This is a genomic window from Pontibacter indicus (assembly GCF_900156345.1).
In the GTDB taxonomy this organism is placed as follows: Bacteria; Bacteroidota; Bacteroidia; order Cytophagales; family Hymenobacteraceae; genus Pontibacter; species Pontibacter indicus.
Genome location: NZ_FTPP01000002.1, coordinates 85,965 through 111,721 on the forward strand (window position 1 = coordinate 85,965; position 25,757 = coordinate 111,721).

At 53.8% G+C, this 25,757-nt stretch carries 22 protein-coding genes; 11 read left to right on the plus strand and 11 right to left on the minus strand.

Annotation, left to right across the window (positions count from 1 at the left end):
* Positions 1 to 3 precede the first annotated feature (3 nt).
* On the minus strand, positions 4 to 1,830 hold the full coding sequence (htpG, locus tag B0B12_RS09020; RefSeq protein ID WP_076668054.1) for a molecular chaperone HtpG: 1,827 nt from the start codon (positions 1,828 to 1,830) through the stop codon (positions 4 to 6).
* Between the two features lie 549 nt (positions 1,831 to 2,379).
* Here htpG and B0B12_RS09030 point away from each other — a divergent pair.
* The 4 genes from B0B12_RS09030 to B0B12_RS09045 all read left to right on the plus strand — a co-directional run bounded on the left by B0B12_RS09030 (position 2,380) and on the right by B0B12_RS09045 (position 6,735).
* On the plus strand, positions 2,380 to 2,706 hold the full coding sequence (locus B0B12_RS09030; RefSeq protein WP_076668059.1) for a hypothetical protein: 327 nt from the start codon (positions 2,380 to 2,382) through the stop codon (positions 2,704 to 2,706).
* Between the two features lie 232 nt (positions 2,707 to 2,938).
* On the plus strand, positions 2,939 to 5,287 hold the full coding sequence (locus B0B12_RS09035) for a TonB-dependent receptor (RefSeq protein ID WP_076668061.1): 2,349 nt from the start codon (positions 2,939 to 2,941) through the stop codon (positions 5,285 to 5,287).
* 53 nt (positions 5,288 to 5,340) lie between these two features.
* Entirely contained in the window at positions 5,341 to 5,910 is a 570-nt protein-coding gene (locus tag B0B12_RS09040; protein WP_076668064.1) for a hypothetical protein, read from the plus strand.
* 258 nt (positions 5,911 to 6,168) lie between these two features.
* Positions 6,169 to 6,735 carry a hypothetical protein gene (locus tag B0B12_RS09045; RefSeq protein ID WP_076668066.1) on the plus strand — a complete coding sequence of 189 codons (567 nt, stop codon included), beginning with the start codon at positions 6,169 to 6,171 and terminating at the stop codon, positions 6,733 to 6,735.
* Positions 6,736 to 6,877: 142 nt separating this feature from the next.
* Here the strand turns inward: B0B12_RS09045 and B0B12_RS09050 are convergent, their stop codons facing one another.
* Positions 6,878 to 7,510 (minus strand): YdeI/OmpD-associated family protein, encoded by a 633-nt coding sequence (locus B0B12_RS09050; protein WP_076668068.1) that lies wholly within the window; start codon positions 7,508 to 7,510, stop codon positions 6,878 to 6,880.
* A gap of 126 nt (positions 7,511 to 7,636) precedes the next feature.
* Between B0B12_RS09050 and B0B12_RS09055 the strand changes: the two genes are divergently transcribed.
* Both B0B12_RS09055 and B0B12_RS09060 read left to right on the plus strand, forming a co-directional pair.
* On the plus strand, positions 7,637 to 8,878 hold the full coding sequence (locus B0B12_RS09055) for an MFS transporter (protein ID WP_076668070.1): 1,242 nt from the start codon (positions 7,637 to 7,639) through the stop codon (positions 8,876 to 8,878).
* A 241-nt stretch (positions 8,879 to 9,119) separates the two neighbouring features.
* A complete protein-coding gene (locus tag B0B12_RS09060) occupies positions 9,120 to 9,446 on the plus strand; it encodes a DUF4286 family protein (protein ID WP_076668072.1) in 327 nt (108 codons plus the stop codon).
* 152 nt (positions 9,447 to 9,598) lie between these two features.
* On the opposite strand, the gene B0B12_RS09065 is transcribed toward B0B12_RS09060, so the two are convergent.
* The 4 genes from B0B12_RS09065 to B0B12_RS09080 form a co-directional block, all read right to left on the minus strand.
* Positions 9,599 to 10,072, minus strand: coding sequence for a GNAT family N-acetyltransferase (locus B0B12_RS09065; protein WP_076668075.1), 474 nt, complete (start codon positions 10,070 to 10,072; stop codon positions 9,599 to 9,601).
* 149 nt (positions 10,073 to 10,221) lie between these two features.
* The gene (locus B0B12_RS09070) at positions 10,222 to 11,007 is read right to left on the minus strand and encodes an acyl-[acyl-carrier-protein] thioesterase (RefSeq protein WP_076668078.1); all 786 of its coding nucleotides are present in this window, start codon (positions 11,005 to 11,007) and stop codon (positions 10,222 to 10,224) included.
* A 121-nt stretch (positions 11,008 to 11,128) separates the two neighbouring features.
* Entirely contained in the window at positions 11,129 to 11,599 is a 471-nt protein-coding gene (locus tag B0B12_RS09075) for a DUF5362 family protein (protein WP_076668080.1), read from the minus strand.
* A gap of 149 nt (positions 11,600 to 11,748) precedes the next feature.
* On the minus strand, positions 11,749 to 13,944 hold the full coding sequence (locus B0B12_RS09080; RefSeq protein WP_076668083.1) for a prolyl oligopeptidase family serine peptidase: 2,196 nt from the start codon (positions 13,942 to 13,944) through the stop codon (positions 11,749 to 11,751).
* A gap of 222 nt (positions 13,945 to 14,166) precedes the next feature.
* Between B0B12_RS09080 and B0B12_RS09085 the strand changes: the two genes are divergently transcribed.
* A complete protein-coding gene (locus B0B12_RS09085) occupies positions 14,167 to 14,835 on the plus strand; it encodes a 2OG-Fe(II) oxygenase (protein ID WP_076668085.1) in 669 nt (222 codons plus the stop codon).
* A gap of 87 nt (positions 14,836 to 14,922) precedes the next feature.
* On the opposite strand, the gene B0B12_RS09090 is transcribed toward B0B12_RS09085, so the two are convergent.
* The 4 genes from B0B12_RS09090 to B0B12_RS09105 all read right to left on the minus strand — a co-directional run bounded on the left by B0B12_RS09090 (position 14,923) and on the right by B0B12_RS09105 (position 18,489).
* The gene (locus tag B0B12_RS09090) at positions 14,923 to 16,236 is read right to left on the minus strand and encodes a TraB/GumN family protein (RefSeq protein ID WP_076668087.1); all 1,314 of its coding nucleotides are present in this window, start codon (positions 16,234 to 16,236) and stop codon (positions 14,923 to 14,925) included.
* Positions 16,237 to 16,369: 133 nt separating this feature from the next.
* On the minus strand, positions 16,370 to 17,224 hold the full coding sequence (locus tag B0B12_RS09095) for a LytTR family DNA-binding domain-containing protein (RefSeq protein WP_076668089.1): 855 nt from the start codon (positions 17,222 to 17,224) through the stop codon (positions 16,370 to 16,372).
* A 28-nt stretch (positions 17,225 to 17,252) separates the two neighbouring features.
* Positions 17,253 to 17,462 (minus strand): hypothetical protein, encoded by a 210-nt coding sequence (locus B0B12_RS09100; protein ID WP_076668091.1) that lies wholly within the window; start codon positions 17,460 to 17,462, stop codon positions 17,253 to 17,255.
* Between the two features lie 25 nt (positions 17,463 to 17,487).
* Positions 17,488 to 18,489, minus strand: coding sequence for a sugar phosphate nucleotidyltransferase (locus B0B12_RS09105; RefSeq protein ID WP_076668094.1), 1,002 nt, complete (start codon positions 18,487 to 18,489; stop codon positions 17,488 to 17,490).
* A 1,081-nt stretch (positions 18,490 to 19,570) separates the two neighbouring features.
* On the opposite strand from B0B12_RS09105, the gene B0B12_RS09110 reads away from it, so the two are divergent.
* The 4 genes from B0B12_RS09110 to B0B12_RS09125 all read left to right on the plus strand — a co-directional run bounded on the left by B0B12_RS09110 (position 19,571) and on the right by B0B12_RS09125 (position 24,379).
* Complete coding sequence (locus B0B12_RS09110; protein WP_076668096.1) at positions 19,571 to 20,149, plus strand: LemA family protein; 579 nt, start codon at positions 19,571 to 19,573, stop codon at positions 20,147 to 20,149.
* Between the two features lie 92 nt (positions 20,150 to 20,241).
* On the plus strand, positions 20,242 to 20,679 hold the full coding sequence (locus B0B12_RS09115) for a TPM domain-containing protein (RefSeq protein WP_076668099.1): 438 nt from the start codon (positions 20,242 to 20,244) through the stop codon (positions 20,677 to 20,679).
* Positions 20,680 to 20,685: 6 nt separating this feature from the next.
* Entirely contained in the window at positions 20,686 to 21,468 is a 783-nt protein-coding gene (locus tag B0B12_RS09120; protein WP_076668102.1) for a TPM domain-containing protein, read from the plus strand.
* A 166-nt stretch (positions 21,469 to 21,634) separates the two neighbouring features.
* Positions 21,635 to 24,379 carry an ATP-binding protein gene (locus tag B0B12_RS09125; RefSeq protein WP_076668104.1) on the plus strand — a complete coding sequence of 915 codons (2,745 nt, stop codon included), beginning with the start codon at positions 21,635 to 21,637 and terminating at the stop codon, positions 24,377 to 24,379.
* Here the strand turns inward: B0B12_RS09125 and B0B12_RS09130 are convergent.
* Positions 24,376 to 25,755 carry a sigma-54-dependent transcriptional regulator gene (locus B0B12_RS09130; RefSeq protein WP_076668106.1) on the minus strand — a complete coding sequence of 460 codons (1,380 nt, stop codon included), beginning with the start codon at positions 25,753 to 25,755 and terminating at the stop codon, positions 24,376 to 24,378. The genes B0B12_RS09125 and B0B12_RS09130 overlap by 4 nt on opposite strands.
* Positions 25,756 to 25,757: the final 2 nt, after the last annotated feature.

Sequence of the window (25,757 nt, forward strand, 5' to 3'; positions counted from 1 at the left end):
CTGTTATTCTTTGCCGATCAGGTCCACGCTGCGCTTTACGAAGGCGGTAAGGGCCGAACCGGATAGCATGTTCTGCGACAGCAGCGCCAGATCGAAGGCCTGACGGGCGATGCGCTCCTTGTTGTCGTCCTTGGCTTTGAGGATGCGCTGGTTGATGCTGTGGTTCGCGTTGATGGTCACGTTGTAGGTGTCCGGCATGTTGCCCATGAACATCATTCCACCACCGCCAGTCTTGCTCATGTCCTTCATGCGGCGCATAAACTCTGGCAGGGTGATGATTACCGGTGCGTCGTCCGGCGCCATTGGCGCTACCTCTACCTGCATGTTCTGGTTGTTGATGGCCGCCTCGTAGATCTTTTTCAGGTCTTCCTTCTCCGTATCGTTCAGCACACTGTCCTTGGCTTCGTCTTTCTCGATCAGCTTACCGATTGTCTCAGAGTCCACGCGCTTCAGGCTAGTCTTCTCGAGCTTCTGCTCCAACATGCCGATGAAGTGGCTGTCGATGATGGAGTCGAGCTTGAGCACGTCGTAAGAGCGGTTCTGAGCGGCCTCCACGAAGGCGTGCTGCTTGTCGGCGTCGGTGGTGTAAAGCATCACCAGCTGGCCGTTCTTGTCAGTCTGGTTGGCCTGCGTAAATTCCTTGTACTCCTCTAAGGTATAGTACTTGCCTTCGGTGTTCTGCACCAGCACGAAGTCCTTCGCTTTTTCATAGAACTTGTCATCGCTCAGCATGCCGTACTTGATGAACACGTTGATATCCTCCCAGTTGGTCTCAAACGTTGGTCTGTCCTTCTTGAAGATGTCGTTCAGCTTGTCGGCTACCTTTTTGGTGATGTAGGTGTTGATCTTCTTCACGTTGGAATCAGCCTGCAGGAAAGAGCGGCTCACGTTGAGCGGGATGTCTGGCGAGTCGATCACACCGTGCAGCAGCATCAGGAACTCCGGCACCACGTCTTTCACTTCGTCGGTGATGAACACCTGGCGGGAGTAGAGCTGGATCTTGTTACGCTGGATCTCAAAGTCGTTCTTCAGTTTCGGGAAGTAGAGGATACCGGTCAGGTTGAACGGATAGTCCACGTTGAGGTGAATCCAGAACAGCGGCGCCTCGGAGAACGGGTATAGCTCCTTATAGAAGTTCTTGTAATCCTCGTCGGTCAGCTCAGATGGCTGCTTCGTCCAGATCGGGTTCGGGTTGTTGATGGTGTCGCCTTCAAACTCAACCGGCACCGGCAGGAACTTGCAGTATTTGTCGAGGATGGTGCGGATGCGGGCCACTTCCAGAAACTCCTCCGAGTCCTGGGCAATGTGCAGGATTACGTCCGTGCCACGCTCGGCACGCTCGGCCGTCGTGATCGTGAACTCCGTGCTGCCATCGCACTCCCAACGAGCAGGTGCAGCACCCTCCTGGTAAGACTTCGTCACGATCTCCACGCGCTCAGCCACCATAAACGCAGAGTAGAAGCCCAAACCAAACTGACCGATAATCTGATCCTTGTCAGCAGAGGCATCCTTGTAGCGCTCCACAAACTCCGTGGCACCCGAGAAAGCGATCTGGTTGATGTACTTTTTGATCTCCTCGGCCGTCATACCGATGCCGTTGTCAGAGATCGTGATGGTCTTGGCGTCTTTGTCCACTTTCACCGTCACTTTCAGCTCACCCAAGTCACCTTTGTACTCTCCTATAGAAGACAAGCGCTTCATTTTCTGAGTGGCGTCCACGGCATTACTCACCAGCTCACGCAGAAAAATCTCGTGATCGGAGTAAAGGAACTTCTTGATAATCGGGAAAATGTTTTCGGTGTGAATCGAAATATTACCTCTTTCTTCCATGTACTATACTTTTAAAATCTATCTTTTAATAAGTGATGTATCTGTTACAGGCAAGCCCTTTATACCGCGTCTTTCTCGTTCCGGCCTACAGGAAGATCCGAAGGTGACCGGGAAAGCCACTGATTCCAGCTTACGTCGTCCCAGCCTTCAAGCGAAATCCAAGGCCGACCAAATAAGTCCGCTATACCTGCTCCCTTTTCCGGGCTTCAAGGCTGCGACTTTCTATCAGGCATTGCTTCCGGACATTGTCGCTCCGATAAACTAAACGCAGCACTCCTTCAGGAAATACCATTGGGCAGGGGCCTGTCCGTGCAAGCGCTTTCAAATCCTGTTCCACAGGTATAGCAGTCGCTCGTTCGTGACAGGTTGTCAGAAAACATCTGTTATACCTGCTACGTTAAGCAACACACAGGTATAAAACTTGTTGTTTTGGCATGATTCTTCCGCGCCATCATGTGGCTGGTTGAGCCTTTATTCGGTAAATTGTTTGCCGGTCATCGCCATAATGTTTAAAAAACGATTAACTTTGTTTTGATTGACCGACTGTAGGTGTACCGTTTCACGACATATATCGCCCTCTTTCTGCTGCTGCTGTTCACGCGCGCCATGGTGCCGGACCAGCTGCTGCTCAGCCTGCACAGCCATGCCCACACAGAGCACAGCCACCCGGGCGACCAGAAAAACGCGCATGTCGAGAAAAAGCACACACACTGTTCGGTAGAAGACCTGTTCGGAGCACCTTACCAAAGTGCCTCCGCAGTCTATACCTTCCGGGCTCCTATTATGGTTGCCGAGTATGCGGTGCGCTATACCCAGTACCCGGCTTTTCACTCCTTTGCCCGCCTCAGCCTCCGGGGCCCGCCCACGCTGGGCTAAACCTTCCCTGCTTTTTCCAGTCCTACAGCCTGTCGCCTCTCCCGACATCTGTTACCTGACTGGTCTATCAGTTTTGCATACCTGCTGCCCAAGTGTGGCGTAGGGTGCTGCTTGCTGGTATCCTGTACTTATTTCCTGGCATGATGGCTATACCTATACCTGTGTTTGCTTTAGCTGAGCAAATGCGCAGCAGGCTGTAGCCTATACCTTATACCTAAATTTTACACACACTGTGTTCAGAGCTAAATTCATATTAGTGCTGTTGTGGCAGCTGTTGCTGGTAGCCCCGGTGGCCATGGCGCAGGAGCAGCTACACCTCGACGGCGAAGAGCCGGAGCAGGACTGCGGCCTGACGCTTTCGGGCAAGGTGCTGGACCACGATACACGGGAGCCACTGATCGGCGCGACTATTTACATAGAAGAGCTGCAGCGCGGCACCCTGTCGGACGAGTACGGCAACTACCATTTTCACCACCTGTGCCGCGGGAGCTATACCTTAAAGGTGAGCTACGTGGGCTATGAGCCGCTGACCTCCGGCTTCCGGATGGTCTCTTCGACGGTGCGCAACCTGTCGCTGCACGCCGATGCGCAGCAGTTGAAGGCGGTTGAGATTACTGGCAGCCGCTTGCAGGAGCAGGCGCAGGCCACCGAAACGCTCCAGGGGCGCGAGCTGGCGGAAACCCGTGGGCTCTCCTTGGGCGAGTCGCTGAAAAAGCTGACCGGGGTGAGCTCGGTGCAAACCGGCCCTACCGTCTCCAAGCCTGTGATCCACGGCTTGTTTGGTAACCGCGTGGTGATCATGAACAACGGTGTGCGGCACGAGTCTCAGCAGTGGGGCAACGAGCACGCCCCGGAAATCGACCCGCTGAACGCCCAGCAGATGCGGGTGATCAAGGGCGCGGCTGGCGTGCGCTATGGCTCTGACGCTATTGGCGGCATCGTGCTGGTAGAGCCCAACGCGCTCCCGGACTCGGCAGGTATACGCGGCGAAATTGCCCTGATCGGCAGCACCAACAACCGCATGGGCACCGTGGCCGGTATGGCAGAAGGCAAACTACGGCAGCTGCCCCTGAGCTGGCGACTCCATACCTCTGTGAAGAAGGCGGGAAGTGCGCAAGCTCCCAGGTATACCTTGAACAACACGGGCTTTGAGGAGCAGAACCTGGCGGCTACGCTGGGTTATAAGCGGCAGCGCTTCGGGGCGGAGCTGTATTACAGCTACTTCCACACCAAGCTGGGCTTCCTGTCGTCGGCGCACATCGGCAACCTGACCGATCTGGAAAACGCCATTGGGCGGGAGCGGCCGGAGGAGACGGGCAGCTTTACCTATACCATCGCCCGCCCTTACCAGGATGTGACGCACCACCTGCTCAAGGCCAAAGCTTTCTACCAGACAGGCGAGGTAGGCGAGTTGCAGTTCACGTACGGACTGCAGCAAAACGTGCGGCAGGAGTACGACCGCCATCGCAACACCGGCGATCGTCCGCAGCTGGACCTGGACCTGCAGACACACACGACCGAGCTGGTATGGGAGCATAAGCCAATCGCCAACCTCTCCGGAAGCATAGGAGTTTCTACCATCTGGCAGAACAACTCCTACGCCAATGGCACCAGGCCCCTGCTGCCTTACTTCATCAATACCACCATCGGAGCTTTTGCTTCGGAGAAATGGCGAAAGGACAACCTGCAGCTGGAGGCCGGCATCCGCTACGACAACAAGTCGCTCGACATCAAGCGATGGAACCGTACGGAGGGCGTGCTGCGCCCGTCCTATACCTTCCACAACTTTTCCGGCAGCTTCGGCGCCCTGTATGATTTGGGCTATCACTTCACGTTGAGCGCCAATGTGGGCTATGCTTCCCGCGCACCGCACGCTTACGAGTTGTTCGCCAATGGCCTGCACAACAGTGCGGCCTCTTTTGAGCGCGGCAACCCGGAGCTGGTGTCGGAAGACGCTGTGAACACCATGGCCACGCTGAACTACCATTCTAACCTCCGCCTGAACGGAGAGCTTAGTCTCTATTACAACACCATCAACAATTACATTTACCTGCAGATACTGCCGGACTATGCCCTGGGTATAGGCGGCGCCTTCCTGCAGGCCGAGTATAGACAGGCCGATGCCCGTTTCTGGGGAGCGGACCTCAACTTCGACTACGCGCTGACCAACCGGCTGACGCTGAACAATAAAACATCGCTGGTATATGCCAAGAACCGCGAAACAGACAGTTACCTGCCCTTCATTACGCCTGGCCGCACCGACAACACCCTCCGCTACAGCTTCGAGAACGGGACTGCTTCCCGACTTTCGGACAGCTACCTGGCGCTCGGGGGATTGTACGTGGGTCGCCAGGGCCGTTCTGATGCGCAGTCAGACCCTGTTTTAGCGGCACCTGACGCTTACTTTCTATTGCATGCTGAGGCGGGCACCCAACTGCAGTTTGGGAAGCAACAGGTGGAGCTTGGCATTGTGGGCAGCAACCTGCTCAACACCAGCTACCGCGATTATCAGAATCGTCTCCGCTACTTTGCTGACGAGATGGGCCGCATGATCATGTTCCGCATCAAGGTGCCGTTGTAGTCACTTTTCCTTTTTAGAAATCAATTAATTAAACCGAAAACAGTTTATTTATCATGAAAAAATCATTCAGACCATACCTCGCATTCCTGTTCATGGGCAGCTTACTCACTTTTTCTGCTTGCAAAGACGAAGAAGATCCGGAGCCAGACCATGAGCATGATGTGGTAACAACCGTGACCCTGACGCTGACACCTAGCAACGGCGGACAGCCAGTGACAGCCACTTGGGAAGACCTGGACGGCCCGGGCGGCAAGGCTCCGGAGATAGATCAACTGGTGCTTAGCGCCAACACCACCTATACCGGCTCTATCAGCTTCGCATCCGAAGAGGCGCACGACGACCATCACCACGCGCACGACCTGACGGCTGATATTCGGGCAGAGGGTACTGCGCACGAGCTCTTCTATTTTGCAAATCCACAGGGTCTGGTAACTTTCACCAAAACTGACAAAGACGCGAACGGCCGCCCTATTGGTCTGGAGACAACGGCTACCACCACTGCGGCCGTCCAAGGCAAGTTGCGCATCATGCTAAAGCACCAGCCGGGCACCAAGAGCAGCACCAGCAACGAGAACACCGGCGAGACGGATGTGGACATCACCTTCGACACCACCGTGCAGTAAGCTTACTGTGTATCAAGAAAAGGGGCGCCAGTCGGCGCCCCTTTTTATTAGGGCCTTTTAAACCGGTAAATGCGCCTCAAAAAGAAGACTTTTTTGCTAAATCTTCCGTTAGAAACCACATGATAGTGCCGCACGTAAATCCGCTTGCTCTGAAGCAGACCACAGCGTTAGCACGCGAGGCACACCATCTTCTGAATAAAACACTATATTTGACAGATTGATCAAACAACGGAAGCACCATCACGAAACTAAAACTGTATGAACAAACTATTCAGACCATACCTCACTTTTCTGCTGATGGGCACCTTGCTCACTTTCTCGGCCTGCAAAGACGATGATGATCCGGGTCCGGATGAAGAGCAGGAGGTGATTACGGCTGTCACGATCTCGCTGACGCCAACAGGCAAGGGCCAGAATGCGGAAGCCACCATCAGCACGCTGAGCGGAACGCCGGTACAGAACGCACCGCTTACACTTCGCCCGGGCACCGAATACACTGCCGTGGTGACTATGTCCGACGAGAGCAAGAATCCCGTGGCTGATATGACAGCTGAGATTCGCAATGAGCGCGATGAGCACTTGCTCGTGTATACCTTCACGCCGGATGCAGGCAGCAATGCGACGGTAAATGTAGCCGTCACGGACACAGACCAGAACAACCGCCCTCTCGGGCTGGAGTCGACGGTGACAACTGGTGCAGGGACAGGCAATGGTAAGCTGAAAGTCGTGCTGAAACACCAGCCGGGCGGCCTCAAAACAGGCACCAACACCACAGCCGGCGAAACCGACGTGGACGTGAGTTTTAATGTGATTGTAGGAAACTAAGCGCTTGCACGTTAGAGCATACAAAAGACCGCAGCAGGTATAGCCCGCTGCGGTCTTTTGTTTTTTAGAGCTACCTATACCTTTGGGCTGCCTGGGCAGTCTGGTAGGGGATCAAGCTTGAAAGGCCTCGCTATACCTATACCTAGCGGCCGAGTAGTTGCTGTCCCATCAGCATCTCGATGGTTTTGCCGATGCGTCTGGCCCTTGTTTCGGGGCGCTTCGCATCCTGTACGGCCAGCACGTGTTCTTTACGGTGTGTGAAGGCCAGCTTTTCAAATGTCTCCAGCAAACCCGCTGACTCCAGTGCTTCACGCAGATCCTGCGGTATTTCCACGGTCCTGATCTTGCGGTCTATACCCGGCGCATCAACCCCAAACTTCGACGGTGCGCTTCTTTCGGATTCGTGCTTGAAGCGGAGCGAAGACCAGGTTTCATCTATCGCCACTTGCCTCACCGGCACGTAACCCAGGCCCGTTATCGCTTCCCAGCCACTGTCCCGGTTCAGGTCCGACTTTATTCCGGACGATTTTTTGGGATAGGCCACCCACAAAACACCGTTTCGTTTCAGGGTGGGCTCTGCCATCGGCACGTAGTAGTTCAGCTCACGGCTATCGGTAGCAAACACCTGTACGGCATCATAGGCTATACCTGCGGCTGGCGTAGGGTGCACTTCCATACCTTGTGCCTGCAGTGCTTCGGCTATACCTGTAGGCGCGTTGAGCACCAGTACCTGCCATCCCGATTTCAGATTCAATTTCTTGCCGATGTCTTGCATGTTTGTGTCTGGTTGAGTTTCCTGCCCTAAACTAACAGAAATCATCAAAATTTTACAGCCTTTTTGCGGACTCTTTCCACATTATCAGCAAAACGCTATATTTAATGTTGTCATCCCCTGAAACTTATGTCTACAATACAGACTTCCCCACAAAAGCATTACCTGCTCAACGCCTCTGTGATTGTGGCGGCCCTCGGTTATTTCGTAGACATCTACGATTTGGTGCTGTTCAGCATCGTGCGCATCCCCAGCCTGCAGTCGCTGGGCGTGACAGACCCGACGGCCCTGCTGGAAGATGGCGTGATGCTGCTCAACATGCAGATGGCCGGCATGCTGCTCGGCGGCATCGCCTGGGGTGTGCTGGGGGACAAAAAGGGGCGACTGTCGGTGCTCTTCGGTTCCATTTTCCTGTACTCGCTGGCCAACATTCTGAACGGCTTTGTGACGACCATCCCCATGTATGCCGTGTTGCGCTTCGTGGCGGGGGTAGGCCTGGCCGGTGAGTTGGGTGCGGGAATCACGCTGGTATCGGAGGTGCTGCCCAAGGAGAAGCGCGGCTATGGCACCATGGTGGTGGCGACGATCGGCATCTCAGGGGCTATCCTGGCCGGCATCGTGGGCGAGTACTTTGGCTGGCGCACCGCTTACTTTATTGGCGGCGGACTGGGCATGCTGCTGCTCCTGCTGCGGGTAGGGGTATACGAGTCGGGTATGTTCAATAACCTGAAGCAGACCAGCGTGACGCGTGGCAATTTCCTATCGCTCTTCACCAATGCCCAGCGCTTCTGGAAGTACCTCAAGTGCATCCTCATCGGCGTGCCGATCTGGTACATAGTAGGCATCCTGATCACTTTCTCGCCTGAGTTTGGGGTAGCACTCGGCGTGAAAGACACCGTTTCTGCGGCGCGGGCGGTCTCGTTCTGCTACCTGGGCCTGGTCTTCGGTGACTTTGCCAGCGGCTTTTTAAGTCAGCGTTTCCGGAGCCGCCGCAACGTGGTGCTGGGCTTTCTGCTGCTCACCGGCATTTTTATTGGCGTATACCTGCTGGGGCGCAATTTCAGCCTGACCATGTTCTATACCTTGTGCGTGGCGCTGGGCTTCGCCGGGGGTTACTGGGCGGTGTTTGTGACCATCGCGGCCGAGCAGTTTGGCACCAACATCCGGGCCACCGTCACGACCACGGTGCCTAACTTTGTGCGAGGCGCTGTGGTGCCGCTCACCATTGCCTTTACCTACCTGAAAGACGGAGTAGGCCTGGTGCCGGGCGCGCTCCTGCTCGGGGTGCTCTGTCTGGCCGTCGCCGTAGTATCTATCCTGACACTGGCTGAGACTTATGGCAAAGACCTGGATTATATGGAGCCACTGTAGTTTTTTGACAAAGGACTAAGTGACAAAAGACAAAGGATTTAAATAAGAAGGAGGAAGCTTTGTGCCATGCATAGAAACGCGGTGTCCGTTAAAGAATAGCAGGTACAGCGCCTTTGCTTAGATATAGCTTAACCGTCCTTTGTATTTTGTCAAACAGTCCTTTATCCTTTTAACTTCCGTCTTTCTCACAATTTCTAAAGCCTATACCGGACTTATACCTATTGAATTCGTAATTTTGAGTATGATTATCTACAACGTAACTATCAACATCGACAACAGTGTGGCCGAGGAGTGGCTGGACTGGATGAAGAGCACGCACATACCAGAGGTGATGGCCACTGGCTATTTCCTGAACAACCAGATTGCCCGCCTGTTGCACGAGGAGGACAACGGCGGCACGACCTATGCCGTGCAGTATACCTGCCGCAACCTCGAAGACCTGGAAGAATACCAGCGCGACCATGCCCCTGCCCTGCAGGCGAAAGTACAGGAGCGCTATCCCGAGAAGTTTGTGGCCTTCCGCTCTTTGCTCGAGATCGTAGGCCGGGACGTGGAGAAAGCACAATAACCGGATACTGCCGATAAAAGAACAGGCCCCTGCTCAGGTATAGCAGGGGCCTGTTCTTTTATAGGCGTGATCAGCGAATCGGCACAAGGTATAGCACCGCTCAACCGGCTGTGATTATACTTATAACCAGGTATAGCTACTCTAAAAAAGCATTAGTCGGTGGTGTAGGTCTTGATCTGTTCTTCGTTGAAGGTACAGTTGAACCACTCGCTGCTTATGTCGGCTCCTATTTTTTTGTAGAACCCAATGGCAGGTTCGTTCCAGTCCAGCACCTGCCACCTCATGCGTTTGGCACCAATCTCTTTGGCTTCGCGAGCAACGGCGTTGAACAGCATTTTACCGATGCCGCCGCGTCGCAGGCGCTCGGTCACAATCAGGTCTTCCAGGAAAAGCATCTTCCCTTTCCACGTGGAATAACCAATGTAGTACAAGGCTATACCTATAATACCCTCTTCACCTTCGGCCACGAAGAACTTAAAAATCGGATTCTCGCCAAAGCCGTCCCACTTCATGTCCTCCACAGTGTTGGTCACTTCATCCGGCGCCTTTTCATACACAGCCAGCTCTTTGATCAGCGCATGCACTTGCGGCAGGTCGTCTATCGTTCCTCTTCGTATGTTGATCATATTCAATTGTTGATTTTTCTGAAGGCTAAATTGTTAAATGGTTGAATTGTTGACGCATAATTCGGACAGGTCGCGACCTGTCCCTACAAAGCCAATCCCACAACTCGTGACTCAGAACTCGAGACTCTCCACTCTTACCTCCTAAACTCTCAAACTCCTAAACTTCCAAACTTTCTAACTTCCAAACTTTCTAACTTTAGAAACTTCGTCTTCGCCTGCACCAATTCTTTGCCTGATGCGAGGCTGGAGAGTTTGTGCAGAAAAGCATTCACCTCTTCTGCAGGCCCCGCCGTGGCGGTCACGGTGTCGCCCAGCGTGCTTTCAGCCTTAAAGATAATGTCAATTTCGCTTAGCTGCTGCTTTTCGAGCACCTCTACAGGCAAGGTTTCGAGCACCCATTGCAGGTAGCGGGTGTTGGTGACGTGACGGTTCAGGTCGATGTCGTGCCAGCGCACGGGCATTTGTGCCTCATAAGTTCCTTCTTGCAAAGCTGCTAGCTTCCCTTTGGCAAAAGGCAGCGGTTCTTTTCCCGGTACTACTTCTATGGCCGTAATGAATTCGGGTACAGATACCATCTGGCGTTTCACCACATCCATCACCAGCCACACGCTCGTTGCTTGGCCCAGCAGCTCGCGGTCAGCGCCGTATACCCTGAAGTCGCGGTGCAGGAACACCCGCTCCCGGCCCGAAGCCCAGGTCTCCACGGTTATACCTTCGCGGTGCCTGGGGTAGCGGAACATCTCGACCCGCATGCGTTGCAGCACCCAAGTTAGCCCCTGCTCCAACAGCTCGTACATCGAAATGCCCATCGTGGTTGTGTTGTCCCAGGCGGCTTCCTGCATGTAGCCGACCAGTGCCGGCAAGGTTGCCAGCCCGCTTTGGTCGGTTTCGGTGGAACGCACGGTAAAGGCGCTTTGCCCTGTCACTGATTTCATAGCATGAGTGGTAGGTTCGTGTTGCAAGGTACGCAGGAATCAGGTGTGGGGCCAAGTCAGGTATAGGTATAAAAAAAGCACACCTATGCGAGGTGTGCTTTGGAGTGTGCCGTGTTTTCTGCTAAAAGCGTGAACTTCCAAAGTATGCACCTGTGCTCACAGCTATCATCATAATAGCATAAAAGACCAACATAGCTATCGTTAAAATGCCAAGGATCTTGAAAAGTGACTTGAGGTTTTTAAAAGCTTGCGTAACTGTTTCTTCATTATTCTGCTCAAGACCAAACAGCATCTTAGTGGAGAACTTATGCAGGTATAGCAGTGGTAAAAAATACAGCACGGCCATGACTAAATAAAAAAGGCTGAACACTCCACCGCTCATCAGACTATTACCTAATGCAGCCGCTGTATTGGGGTCGCCTTTCAATGTCACGAATACACCCATCAACCCACCTAAGATCATTATCCCAAAGAATACAAAGCCAATGATGGCTAAGAATCTGCCCCACCGGGCGGTATTTTTCAGAAATTCCCTGGAATCCAAGTTTATGCTTAAGCCTTGCGGCTGCTCTTTGTAAAGGTCTGCTTCCATGCAATCATCGTTTTAGGTTAGTTGATTACTTAAATATAAAAATTATGCTATATAAATCAAACGAACCTAATTTATAGCATACACAAAAAAAGCCAGTACCGCATTCCTGCAGTACTGGCCTTTGCAATTTCAATTATCAGCTATACCTGTTACGGCTGCTGCTTGGCATATGGGTTCACGCCCATGTTCTTGTAGAAGAAGGCCCAGGTATCGGCCCACTCCTGAATGAGGAGCGAAGTTGGCTTACCGGCACCGTGGCCTGCACGCACGTCGATGCGGATCAGGTATGGGTTGCCTGGGGCGCCTTTGTCCTGCAGCTCAGAGATGAACTTGAATGAGTGCGCCGGTACCACGCGGTCGTCGTGGTCAGCGGTTTTCACCAGCGTGGCCGGGTATTTCACGCCCTCTTTGATGTTGTGCAGCGGCGAGAATCCATAGAGGTTTTTGAACTGTGCCTCGTCGTCAGAAGAGCCATACTCCGGTACCCAAGCCCAACCAATGGTGAACTTGTGGAAGCGCAGCATGTCCATTACACCCACGGCAGGCATGGCTACTTTGGCCAGCTCAGGACGCTGTGTCATAAAGGCACCCACCAGCAGACCACCGTTGGAACCACCACCCACAGCCAGTTTCTCGCTGGAGGTATACTTGTTGTCGATCAGGTACTCGGCTGCGGCAATGAAGTCGTCGAAAACGTTCTGCTTGTTCGGCGTCATACCGGCTTTGTGCCACTCCTCGCCGTACTCACCGCCACCGCGCAGGTTCGGCATGGCGTATACACCGCCGTTCTCCAGCCACAGCATGTTGGCAATGCTAAAACTTGGGGTCAGGGAGATGTTGAAGCCACCATAAGCGTACAGGTACGTCGGGTTGTTGCCGTTCAGCTCCAAGCCTTTTTTGTGCACGATGAACATCGGTACTTTGGTACCATCCTTCGAGGTATAGAATACCTGCTTGGTCTCGAACGCATCGGTGTTGATGTCCACTTCCGTCTTGCGGAACAGAGTCACTTTGTTATTCGGCACATCGTAGCGGTAAATGGTCGGCGGGTAAGTGAAGGACGTGAAGGTGAAGAAGGTCTCCTTGTCGTCTTTCTCGCCACTGAATCCACCTACCGTACCAATGGCCGGCAGTTCTACCTTGTTCAGTTGCTTGCCGTTGGTGTCGTATACCACCACTTCGCTGGCAGCGTCTTTCATGTAAGAAGCAATGATGCGGCCACCTACTAGCGACACGTTACCCATCACATTCTCGTTCTGCGGCACCACTACTTTCCAGTTCTGCTCCTGCGGTTTTTTCGGGTCGATGAGCACCAGGCGGTAGCGCGGCGCATTCTTGTTGGTGCGCACTAGCAGCTTGTCACCAATGTTGTCCACCACATTGTACTCTGACTCAAAGTTATCCACAATCGGCTTGATGGCAGATTTCGGATCGTTCAGGTCACGGTAGTACAACGCATTAGCACCGCTGGCACCTTCCGACACGTTTAGGATCAGGAAGCGCTCGTCGTCTGTGGTCTGGCCGTAGAAGTTACGCAGTGGCTTGGTTTTGTCTTCGTACACCAGTTGGTCCTGGCTCTGCGGCGTGCCGATCTTGTGGTAGTATACCTTGTGGTACTCGTTCTTGTTGGCCAGTTTGTTGCCTTCGGTCGGGGCGTCGTAGCGGCTGTAGAAGAAGCCGTCTTTGTACCAGCTCGGGCCGGAGAACTTCACCCACTCCACTTTATCATCGAGCTTTTTGCCAGTGGCCACTTCGATCACTTCGTAAGTGTTCCAGTCAGAGCCGCCGCTGGAGGTGCCATACGCCACGTACTTAGCGTTTTTGTCGAAGGCCAGCGCCGTCAGGGCTACTGTGCCGTCGTTAGAAAACTTGTTGGGGTCGAGGAAAACCTTTGGCTCGCTCTCCAGGGTGTTCTGCACGTAGAGCACGCTCTGGTTCTGCAGACCGTTGTTCTTGTAGAAGTAATACTTGCCGCCTTCTTTGAACGGGGCACCATAGCGCTCGTAGTTCCAGATTTTGGTCAGACGCTCTTTGATCTGGTCACGGAACTCGATGCCGTTGAGGTAATCGAATGTCACCTTGTTCTGCGCCTCTACCCACTGGTCTACTTCTTCGTTGTGGGTTTCGAGCCAGCGGTATGGGTCGGCCACCTTCGTGCCGAAGTAATCGTCGGTTTGGTCTACTTTCTTGGTGTCAGGGTAGGTCAGTTGTGCTTCGGCCGTTGCAGCGGCAGCGGTGGTGGTTTCGGTATTCATGCCGGTGGCAGTACTTTCGGTTTGGGTGGACTTGCAGGCTGAGACAGCGCTCAGGCCGCCCGCCAGCAAAAGGACAGTTGTCTTTTTCATAATCGCTTCGCCTATTGGATTTGTTTGGTTTAGGTATAGCAAGCACCGAAGATACGAATTTTCGGAGAAACAAGTCAAAAAGCCATCAAAACGACCGCTAAAACCGTGCGCTTATAGCTTCAATGCCAGCGCCTTCATCTATAAAAAAAATCAGGCCGGTGCATATACAACCAAAGCTCCTGCTCCTTAGTTTTGCCGGCTTTTTATTTGGACAAATGTAGGATGGAGCAAGAGATTTTTTTAGAAAAGGAGAGTGAGGCGTTATTGCTCAAGTTTGAGCAGATAGCTGATCGTTTGTCTGACAAAGGCTACGCGATCATCGATAATTTTTTACAGCCCGACGAGGTTCGCAACCTGCTGGAAGTGCTGCAACTCCACCAGGAGGAGGGCACCTTTAAAAAAGCGGGTATTGGCCCTGCAGAGAGCGTTACCGTGAACAGGCAGGTGCGCGGCGACTTTATTCGCTGGATCGAGCCATCAGAGGCATTGCCGCCCACCCAGGTCTTCCTGGACCGCATGCACGAGATATTGCGCTATATCAACCGCACCTGCTTTCTGGGACTCAAAGATTTTGAATTCCACTTTACCGTCTACCCGCCGGGCACTGTATACCAGCGCCACATCGACCAGTTCAGGACCGACGACCACCGACGCCTGTCGTTTATCTGCTACCTGAACGAAGACTGGCAGCACGAGAACGGCGGCAACCTGCGCCTATACCTGCCCAACGAGGATGGCACAGAGGAAGAAGTAGACGTGCTGCCGATCGCCGGCCGCCTGGCCTGTTTCCGCGCCGATATGATTCCGCATGAGGTACTGGCCGCCAACCGCCACCGCTACAGCCTGACCGGCTGGATGCTGGACCAACTGAACGAACTGACATTCTTATAGGCCAAGCAAAGGCAGGACGCGCCACTTATACCTCAGCTTGAGCAGCAAGTAAGATCTTCCTGCTCAAGCTGCCGTTATCACTTTTCCTTACAAGGTGCTTTTGATGGGCGTTGCCGCTTTCGAGTTACGGATCAGTACGGCGTACTGGTATAGGTCGGTGCTAGTTGGGTTTTCTACGGCAGGGTGAATACCGGCCTGGCCAGGCATTAGGATGCGGGTGGTGGCCAGCAGCGAAGACGTGCGGTAGGGCGAGGCTTCCCCGTTCAGTTTAAAGATGGCCATTGAGTACTCCTGCGTTAAGGCGCGCAGATCCTTGATGCCATTCACGAAGGCCATCGGTCCATCACTGTTCACCCAGGTAGAATTGATATAAGCCTGGCCTTTGTTGAGGGAAGCGGGCATGGCACGTGCCGGAATCATGTTTTCGCTGTCGGAGGCAAAGATGCCGATGGTCGTTACCTTGTTTCTGAACGACGACTCCTGGTTTTTGAGCAGGTATGCAAACGAGTGGTAGCCTTCGTTGACTTCGCTCTGCAAGGCATGCATCAGGCCCCACATGCCATAAAACTGCTCGTTTTGCCACTGGTTTACTTCTGTTAACTTCACCAGATTCAAGAACATCACGCTGTCTCGCTGTACGTTTTCGTGCTGGTAGGCCAGGTTTGTAAGGATGTGCTTCAAATCTGCCGGAGTACTGTCCGATAGGTATACGCTGTCTGTGTTTGCTGCCGCGAGGTAGTCAGAGGCGAAGGCTTGCAGCGCCTGGCTCGTTGATGTGCTGTCGGCCAATAGGCTGTCTAGTGCAGTTAGTCGGCTATTGGCGTTTTTTTCTTTCAGCAGCTCGCCTAGGTGGTGCTTGGTGATGGCAATGTCCTGTATTTTGTCTACCCCCACTATGCTGATTCTCTTGTCAGCGGGCAGCGTTTGGTTGTAGGTATAGATTTTCTGCAGCTTGGCGTAGAACTCCTGGTTGGCCCACTGGGCATTGTAGTTCACCCAGGTCTGGAACACTTCATCCAGCAGGCTTTCATCACCCGACTCTAGGTACCGGTTCAGCAGGTGCGCCTGACTGAAGTCCACTTCAGCCAGATAATGCTTCAGTCCCTTTTTCTGGTTCAGGTGTTTCAGCAGCTCGAAGTCCAGCTCCTGCGGCATGGCAAAACCGTGCACTTCGCCTAGCATGATCACTTTGCTGTCGTAAAAGGCCTCGTCAAACACAGGAAAGTCGTTTGCCCCTACAGCTACTTGCTGCATGTGCTTTTGCAGGTAAGCCTGATGCCGGGAGCTTTCGCCGCCAACAGCAAACAAGGTATAGGTATAGTATACAATAGCGCCTACAAACAGTAGTACAAAGGGTGTGGCAAGCAGGACAAGTGCGGTTCTTTTAATGATCTTTTTCATGGCGAGTTTGGTTTGTGATTTACAACGGCCAAAGGTATAGGCCGGTAAAACACCTCGCTCAGGAAAGGGCTCTGCTGCACGGAAATGGGGCAATTGGCAAGCTGCAGGGGCAAAATGCAAGCCTTTGGGACGGTTAGCAAACCAGCATGTGCTCTTTTACCACGCTGTTGTAGGCACGGGAAACGGGCACCGGCTCGGAGGGGACATCAAAGTGCAGCTTATACCCCTGCGCATTTCCCGACACAGACGCCACGCGGTTCAGGTTGGCCAGGTATGAGCGGTGACAACGCACCACGTGCTGCTCGCTGATCTGACTTTCGAGCCGGCTGAGGCTGCTGCGCAACAGCGCTTTGCGCACGCTGGTGGCTTCGGTATATACCACGGTGCAGTAGTTGTCGCTGGCCGACAGGTATAGCAACTCGCCTGCAGGTATAGTTAGTTTGTCTTTTCCGTTTTCGGCCACCAATTCCAGCATGCCGTCCTGCACAACATCAGGCATTGGCTGCACGGCAGCGGCTGTAACAGATTGGCTATACTTGCGCGTGAGGTAGGCGTAGTTGAGCAGGACCAGCACCGTAGCGGGTAGGGCACCAACCATAAAGCAAACGGTGATCATGTAGCCCACCTGCGCAGCCGAGAAGGGCATAAAGATCGCCAGGTTACCATACACCACACACAGAAAACCAGCCAGCACAAAGCCCGCCATGTTGCGCACAATCTCTTTCCATACCTGCCAGTTGCCCTCCGCAAAATAGGCTTTGAACAGCTTCTGCGTGACCACAAAATCAGTGAGGTTGCCCACCACCGCCACCAAGCCATAGCCGGCCAACAAGTAGTTCTTGTAAGGATGCTGCCAGTTGTAGCTGCCAAAAGGCTGGAACACGACGAGAATAAAGGCGATCAATGAGCCGGAAAGCAAAGCCTGCAGGATGGCTCTGGAATAGCGTAGGTCACGGGCAGGGTATGGCTGGCTGAGAAAGGAGAGCATGTTGGGCTTGATATGGTTTGGTAAATTTTTACAGCTTCTCCTCGCTAGAGTGTGCATTGCGGGCCTGTTTATACCTGCTTTCCCACTCGTTGAGCAGCAAAATGACAGCACTGAGGAGCGCTGTCTTCATCATAAAGCGAAGAGGTTCGATGTCTTTTCCGAATAGATAGGTATCCAGCACAAAACTAACCGCAGCCAGCAGTACCGCAATCTTGAGATATTTCCAGGTATACGCCATGCCTACTTTCCGTTTCGACCTATACCTACTGGGCAAAATTTATCTCGGTGCTGTCGCCAATGTTGAGGCTGTGGCTGAGGCCTTTGAAACTGGCGTCGGAGCCGATGATGGAGTCATGCATCACCGCGTTTTGCAGCTCCGAGTAAGCCCCGATGATGGAGTTGGTCAGTGAAGAGCGGGAGATGGTGGCATTCTCGCCGATGGCCACGTTGGGCCCGATGATGGAATGTGTGATGGTGCAGTTGGCCCCGATGCTCACAGGGGGGATGATGATATTGCCTGGGTAGTGGTCGGAATAATCCTTTTCCCGGAAGCGGGGCTGGCTCAGGAGTTTGGCATTAGCCTCGAGCAAAGTTTCTTTGCGGCCGCAGTCAAACCAGTTGTCTACGTTCCAGGTCACCATTTTCTCGCCCTGCCGAATCATGTGCATCAGGGCGTCGGTCAGGTGATACTCGTTGTGGGTGCGTATACCTTCGGTGATGATGTGCTCGAGCGATCGCACCAGCTTTTCGGGCTGCATGATCTTGTAAAGCCCCACCAGCGCAAAGTTCGACTTCGGAATCTTCGGCTTCTCCACCAATTTCACGATGTACTCGTCCATGCCCACCTCCGTCACGCCAAATAGCGAGGGTTTGGCCACTTTCTTCACGCCGAGCACTGATTTAGGGGAGGCAATGATAGCGTCTAGATCCACCTCCACAATGTTATCGCCGAGCATGATGAGCACGCTGTCTTCGTGTCGGTAAGTCTCGCGGGCAATCCAGAGGGCGTGGCCCAGCCCTTCGCGCGGCTCCTGCACCACAAACTCTGCCCTGATCTCAGGGTATTTCTGCCGCACATAGCTTTCGACCTTGTCGCCGAGGTAGCCGATGATGAACACGTAGTCCTGTATACCTGCCTGCATCAGCCGTTCCACAATGTGGCCCAGTATCGTATTGTCGGCCACCGGCACCAGCGATTTGGGCTGGGTATGCGTGTGCGGACGGAGTTTAGAACCAACACCAGCAACAGGTATAACGACTTTCATATACTACACTTTTTCAGCAATCTAGTAATTTTTCATCAGGATTTAGGGTATTAGGGGGAAGAAAAAAGAGATAAAATTGAGGGGAAGGGTCAGATGGGGATGGCAGGATCGACCAGGTATAGCTTGTCTGGATTCCACCTCCCCCTAGCCCCCTCCTAAAAACAGGAGGGGGAATACGTGCATGATTGACATCCCCTGCCCCTTCGAAAGGGGGACTCTACGGCTACTACTTTTTTATCTGTCATCCTGAAAAGATCTTGGTTGAAGGCAGTTTAAGCAATTGCTATGACACACTTCTGCTCCCTTCGAAGGGGGTTTTCGGGTATTGCCATTCCAAGGTGTAAGCTCCGTAGGTGTAGCACTTCTATACCGGGTCCAAACACCCCCTGACCCTCATTGTCCTTTTAAGAGGGCCTCTACCCCCAGGCGGGGGGGTTAAGCCGCTGCCAATTCTCTGGTATAACTTCCTTGTTAAGCCAGCTTTAAATTCCAGATTTCTCACTAGCGTTCGAAATGACAGATGCTGACAGGTATAGCAAGACTAACTTGCACGGAGACCACGCAGCAATTAGCGGTGCCAGGTGCACTTTTTGACGCTCCACTGTTTGAGCGTTCAGCGAGTTTGGAGCGTCTTGATTTTTTTGCTTACTTTTTGTGTCAAGACAAAAAGTGAGTGCCCGCCGCACAGGCGAAACAATAAAACAGATTAGCTTAAGGCATTGAAAAGTTGACGCTACGCTAGTTATAGGTATACCGCCACTTTGCACCAGCGGCCAGAGTCCGCCCGATAGCTCACACTCGTGGGACGCGAGCGAGGGCATAAGTAGAAGCAACTACAATGGGGCCGGAGGCCCCACCATAGCAGACACGAGCGAGGACGCTTGCGCCAAAAGTGGTTTACCTGCTCACCCGCTACGCACGTTACAAAATATCACCACCCATTATTCAATCCCCTAATCACTTTGCATAAAACACAGATTGACCCACTGAAAACCAATTTTACAACGTCATACTATGTTTTCCGTAATCATATCGCTTAGCTTTGTACTTATATCGTATACCAACTATACCTTCTAAAAACATGAAAAAAATCTTCTTCTACCTGATCGGCTTCCTCATGATCAACTCGCTCTCGTCTTGTGGTTACAACACGATGGTGCAGAAAGACGAAACCGTGGAAACAGCTTGGGCCAACGTGCAGAACGCCTACCAGCGCCGCGCTGACCTCATCCCTAACCTGGTGAACACTGTGAAAGGAGCCGCTAACTTCGAGCGCGAAACGCTTGAAAGCGTGATCAATGCCCGCGCCAAGGCAACCAGCGTGCAGCTGAACGCTGACGACCTGACACCGGAAAACCTGCAGCGCTTTCAGGCGGCCCAAAACGAACTGGGCGGTGCCCTGAGCCGACTGCTTGTTTCCGTAGAGCGCTATCCCGAGCTGAAAGCGAACCAGAACTTCCTGGAGCTGCAGGCGCAGCTGGAAGGCACCGAGAACCGCATTTCGGTCGAGCGGCGCAAATTCAACGAGGCGGTGCAGGACTATAACACCACCGTGCGATCCTTCCCGAACAACCTCATGGCCGGTATTTTCGGCTTCGAGCGCAAAGGCCACTTCCAGGCCGACCCAGGTGCCGAGCGAGCCCCAACTGTGCAGTTTTAAGGTATAAATTGTTGATTGTTAGTTGTTGATTGCTTTCCCTGTGAAAGTGAGGACAATTAACAATCAACAATAAGCAATCAGCAATTCTAGCCATGCCTAAAGATACCATAACCGAAGCGGACGAAAAGGTCATTATGGAGGCCATCCAGCAGGCCGAGCGCAACACCTCTGGCGAGATACGCGTGCACATCGAGAACAACTGCGAAGGCGACGTGCTCGACCGTGCCACCGAGGTATTTGCCCAACTGCACATGCACCTGACCAAACAGCGCAATGGTGTGCTGTTTTATGTAGCCATCAAAGACCATCAGTTTGCCGTGCTGGGCGATGCCGGCATCAACGCCATCGTGCCCGACCACTTCTGGGAAGACATCACCGAAAAAGTGATCTCCCACTTCAAAAAACAAGAGTATGCCAAGGGCCTTGCCAAGGGTGTCATCATGGCGGGCGAGCAACTCAAATCGCATTTCCCATACAGTGACAAAGGCGACCTTAACGAACTGAGCGACGATATTTCGTTCGGAAAATAAAACACCATGAAACGACCTGTTCTGCTCCTATACCTGTTCCTGTGTAGCATCACGGCTTTTGCGCAAAGCGATGATTTCCCGCCCCGGCCCAACCCGCCGCGCCTGGTAAACGACCTTGCCGGCATCCTGACGCAGGGAGAGGTACAGACACTGGAACAGAAACTGGTCAATTACAATGACACCACTTCTACCCAGATCGCGATTGTCACCGTTAAGTCCATTGGCGACTACGATGCCAACCAGTATGCCGCCGAATTGGGCGAGCGCTGGGGCGTGGGAGGCAGCAAGAACGACAACGGTATCGTCATTTTGGTGTCGCTGGAGCCGCGCCGGGTGGCCATTCAGACGGGCTACGGCATGGAGCACATCATCCCGGATGCCATTGCCAAGCGCATTACCGAGCGCACGCTCAAACCGAACTTTCAGCAAGGAGAGTTTTACAAAGGCCTCAACGAAGCCACGAACCTGATCATCAGTCTGGCCAGCGGCGAGTACCAGGCCGACCCACAAGCCAGTCAGGGTGATGGGGAGGGCCCTTCGCTGTTTGCCATCATCCTGATCGTCATTGTGCTGGTGTTCATCATGTCGCGCTTTAAGGGTGGCGGAGGCAGAGGAGGCCGTGGCGTGCGCACGCTGGGCGGCCCGATCCTGGGTCCGGGCTCTTTTGGCACCTTCCGCACAGGCGGCGGTATGTTTGGCGGGGGCGGCGGCTTTGGAGGCGGAGGCGGTGGCTTCGGCGGATTTGGCGGCGGCTCCTTCGGCGGAGGCGGGGCCAGCAGCAGCTGGTAATCAGGCTATATCTGCTGCCTGCTTCCGGCGCATACCACAACATCGTCCGTAGCAGATTCGTACAAGCGGTATTTCCCCCGACATATGATTCTGGCTTTCTTGTCGTTACAGAAAGTATAGCTTCTCAAAAATCCGTACCTTTGCAAACGGAGGGGCATCTGCGCGTATGAAGATAAACAACGAGAACATTAAATCGAAAGTCGTCATTGGCTTCACGCTGGCGCTTTCGGTGGTGGTTTTTGCCATATACCTCACCTATAACAGCTTCACCCAGTTACTCAGCTCAGTCAATGTGCTGGCAGAACCCAATGCCAAGCTGGCCAAGCTGCAGCACACCCTCGCCGATATTGCCACGGCAGAGAGCACCATCCGTGCCTATACCCTTACCACCGAGGACAAGCATTTCCGGCAATACCTCGACAACCTGGGCAACATCAACAGCCAGCTCGACTCGCTCTGCACCCTCATGCAGGACAACCCCGCCGAACTGGCCCAGATCGACTCGGTGTCGGCCCTGTTGCTGGCCCAGCGAAAGAGCCTGGAGGAGCACGTGAACAAGAAAAAGGAGCAGCGCGGCAGCAATGCCTATACCGAAAAGGCCCTGAAGCAGATCGCCTCGGCGGCTTCCAAACAGCCTGCTACCACCACCATCAACCAACGCACCAAAACCACCATCTCGGACAGGCTAGCTTATAATACCGACTCTGCCGCTGCGGTGCCAGTGCAAACCGAGAATAAAAAAGGTATTCTGAACAAGCTCTTTGGCAAACGCAGCGAATCCAAGCAGCAGGAGCCGCCGCAGCCTGTCATTGTTCCGCAGATAAACGTGAGGCAGGAGTACAGCGCCGATACCAGCAAAGCGGCATCTACCAGCATGGCGCCCATCGCCAAGGTTCGCATTGTGCTCAAGGATGTGGAGCGCGAGCTGCAGAAGCAGCAGGAAGCCATGGTAGCCAAGGAACTGGCGCTGCTGCAGCAGGACAAGCAGCTGATGGACCAGGTACGTCGCATGGTGTATGACCTGGAGCGCTATGAGTTGCAGCAGGCTCGCCTTAATGCAACGCAGGCGCAGGAAGTCGCCAAAGAAACATCGCTTGTGCTCTTGCTGGTTGGTGTGTTCGGCTTGGTGAGTGGCATTGCGTTTATCCTGATCATTCTACGTGACCTGACCCGCAGCAGTATGTACAAGGCGGAGCTGAAGCGCTCCCGCAAGGAGGCCATTCAGTTGGCCCGTGCCAAAGAGGCTTTTGTGGCAAACATCAGCCACGAGATCCGCACGCCGCTGAACGTGGTGTTGGGCTTTTCGGAACAGCTGGGCCACACCCAGTTGCAGGAGCAGCAGCACGAGCACCTGCAGGCCATACACGGCGCGGGTCAACATCTGCTGCATATCGTGAACGACGTGCTGGACCTCTCCAAACTCGAGGCCGGTAAGCTGCATCTGCACATGGCGCCTTTCGAGATGTGCCAGCTGCTGGCAGAGGTGGAGCGCACGTTCCGGCTCAAGGCCAGCACCAAAGGCATTGGCTTTAGCTGCACCATGGATGAACAGCTCAAAGGTTACCTGCTGGGTGATTGCCTGCGGCTTCGTCAGGTGCTTTTCAACCTGGTAGACAATGCCATTAAATTCACCCACGACGGTGAGGTGCGCGTGCACTGCAAACTCAAAACGCAGCGCCGTAACCGGGCCGTGGTGCTGATCGAGGTGGCGGACACAGGTATAGGTATACCGATGGAACAGACCGCCCATGTGTTCGGTGAGTTCAACCAGGCCGACGATTCCATCATCCGGAAATACGGTGGCACGGGACTGGGCTTGTCCATTAGCAAAAAGCTGGTGGAGATGCAGGAAGGCTCCCTGACCTTGCGCAGCGTACCGAACGAAGGAACCACCTTCAGCATTGTGCTGCCGATGCAGCGGGTAACGGCTCCCGAGCAGGAAGCTATACCGCAGTTGCAACTTTCTGGCACCGACGTGCTGGCCGGCAAAGCCGTGCTGGTGATCGACGACGATGCCTACAGCCGCACCCTGTGCCAGCTCATACTGGGCCGCAAAGGGATGCAGGTTACCCTGGCAAACGACGGGCAGGAGGCATTGCAGTTCATCAAAGAAAAGTCTTTCGACATCGTGCTGACCGACATTCAGTTGCCGGGCATGAGCGGAAAAGCCGTTGCCAGAGCTATCCGGAAGGAGAACGCCACCATCCCGATCATGGCGCTCACGGCCAACATCATGAGCAGCAACAAGCGCTTCTTCGCCAAAACAGGAATATCCGACCACCTGCTCAAGCCTTTCACAGAACAAGACCTATACCTCAAACTCAGCAAAGCTTTGTCAACACAGGCTATACCTGAAGCGACAGCCGAACATGAGGAGATTATACCTACTACAGGTATAGTCGGGGAAACCTTAGGTATAGCTGAGGCTGAAGGTATAGAAGAGACTCCAAGCACAAGTGAAGCTGCAGGTATAACGGAGACACCAGTTATAGCCGACCCGGAAACTAATACAGAGTCACAACAAACAGATGCTACTATACCTGCCGTCTATACCTTGGATGAGCTGCGTACGTTTGTGGGGGATGATGAGGAAGCGCTTTGGGAGATTGTGGAGGTGCTGGTAGCGGATAATCGGCGCTCATTGGAGCAACTGGAAAATGCAACAGCAGTAGCCAACTGGCAGCAAGCGGGCGAGCTCGCACACAAGATGAAGACTGCTTTCCGCCACCTGCAAGCCAAAACCGTATTGCCCGGTCTGGATGCGCTCGAGCAGGTACTGCACCAGCCAAACTTGCCCACCGATAACTTGCCGGCCACAGCCAAAGAGTTGCAGCACGAAGCCGCGCTTGTGCTCGCCTCCCTCGAAAGCGAACTCAGCAAACGCAAAAAGCCTGAGGAAGCCGCCGTCTAAGCTTCGATGTTATACTGCCGCATTTTGTTGTAGAGCGTCTTGCGGTCGATGTTAAGCAGACGGGCTGCTTTGGATTTGTTGTACTTCACGCGCTCCAGCATTTCGATGATGAGTTCTTTTTCGCTGCGCTCGGTGGCCGTGCGCAGATCCGTGACAGGTAGGGCCACCTGCGTAGCATCGGGTTGCGCCACAATGCTGGTTGGCTCCGGTATGTGATAGGCAATTTCGGGTGGCAGGTCGTCGAGCGTAATCTCGTTGCCTTTGGCCAGCAGCACCGCCCGTTTCACCACATTCTTCAACTCCCGCAAATTTCCGGGCCAGCTATACCTTTCCAAAGCCATCATCACAGCAGTGTCAAAGCCCGACACGTTGCGCTCCAGTTCGTGGTTGGCTACCTGCAGAAAGTGGTTGGCAAACTGCATGATATCGGCCGTGCGGTCGCGGAGTGGCGAGATGTTGATCTTGAACTCGTTGAGGCGGTGGTATAAATCTTCGCGAAACTCGCCCTTGCTCACGGCCTGCACCAAGTCTTCGTTGGTGGCCACGATGATGCGCACATCCACGTCGAGGTCGGTATTGCTGCCGATCTTGCGCACTTTGCGCTCCTGTATGGCCCGCAGCAGCTTCACCTGTATTTCGTACGACAGGTTGCCGATCTCATCCAGAAACAGCGTACCGCCATTGGCTGCCTCAAACTGTCCTTCCTTGTCACCCAGCGCACCCGTAAACGAGCCCTTCACGTGCCCGAACAGTTCGCTGCCGGCCAGTTCTTTGGACAAGGCACCGCAGTCGATGGCGACAAAGGGCTTGTCGTGGCGCTTACTGCGCTGGTGTATTTTGCGGGCCACATACTCTTTGCCGGTACCGCTCTCACCTTCTATGATTACCGACATGCTGGTAGGTGCGATCAGGGCGATATACTCTTCCAGCTGCGTTGACTGCGGGCTGGTACCCTTTACAAAATCAAAGCCTCCCTGCACAGGTATAGCCGGCTTCGTTGCCACGTGCCCCTCGTGCCCGTAAGTCAGCGCCTTCCGGATGGTCAGCAGCGTCTCGTCCGGGTTGATAGGCTTGGCCAGGTACTCAAAAGCACCCATTTTGATGGCTTTCACGGCTGTGCGGATGTCGGCGTAGTGCGTCATCAGGATAACGGGCACTTTGGTGTCGAGCACGCGGATCTGCTCGAGCAGTTCAAGTCCGTTTTTGTCGGGCAGCCGGAAATCTGTCAGGATCAGGTCGAAGCTATCGGCTTTGAGCTGGCTGAGGCCTTCGCCGGCAGTATAGGCGGTTTTTACCTCGTACTGCTGCCGTTTCAGGAACGTGCTCAGCATGAGGCAAAAGGTAGGATCGTCGTCGATTAAGAGTATCTTGGGCATAA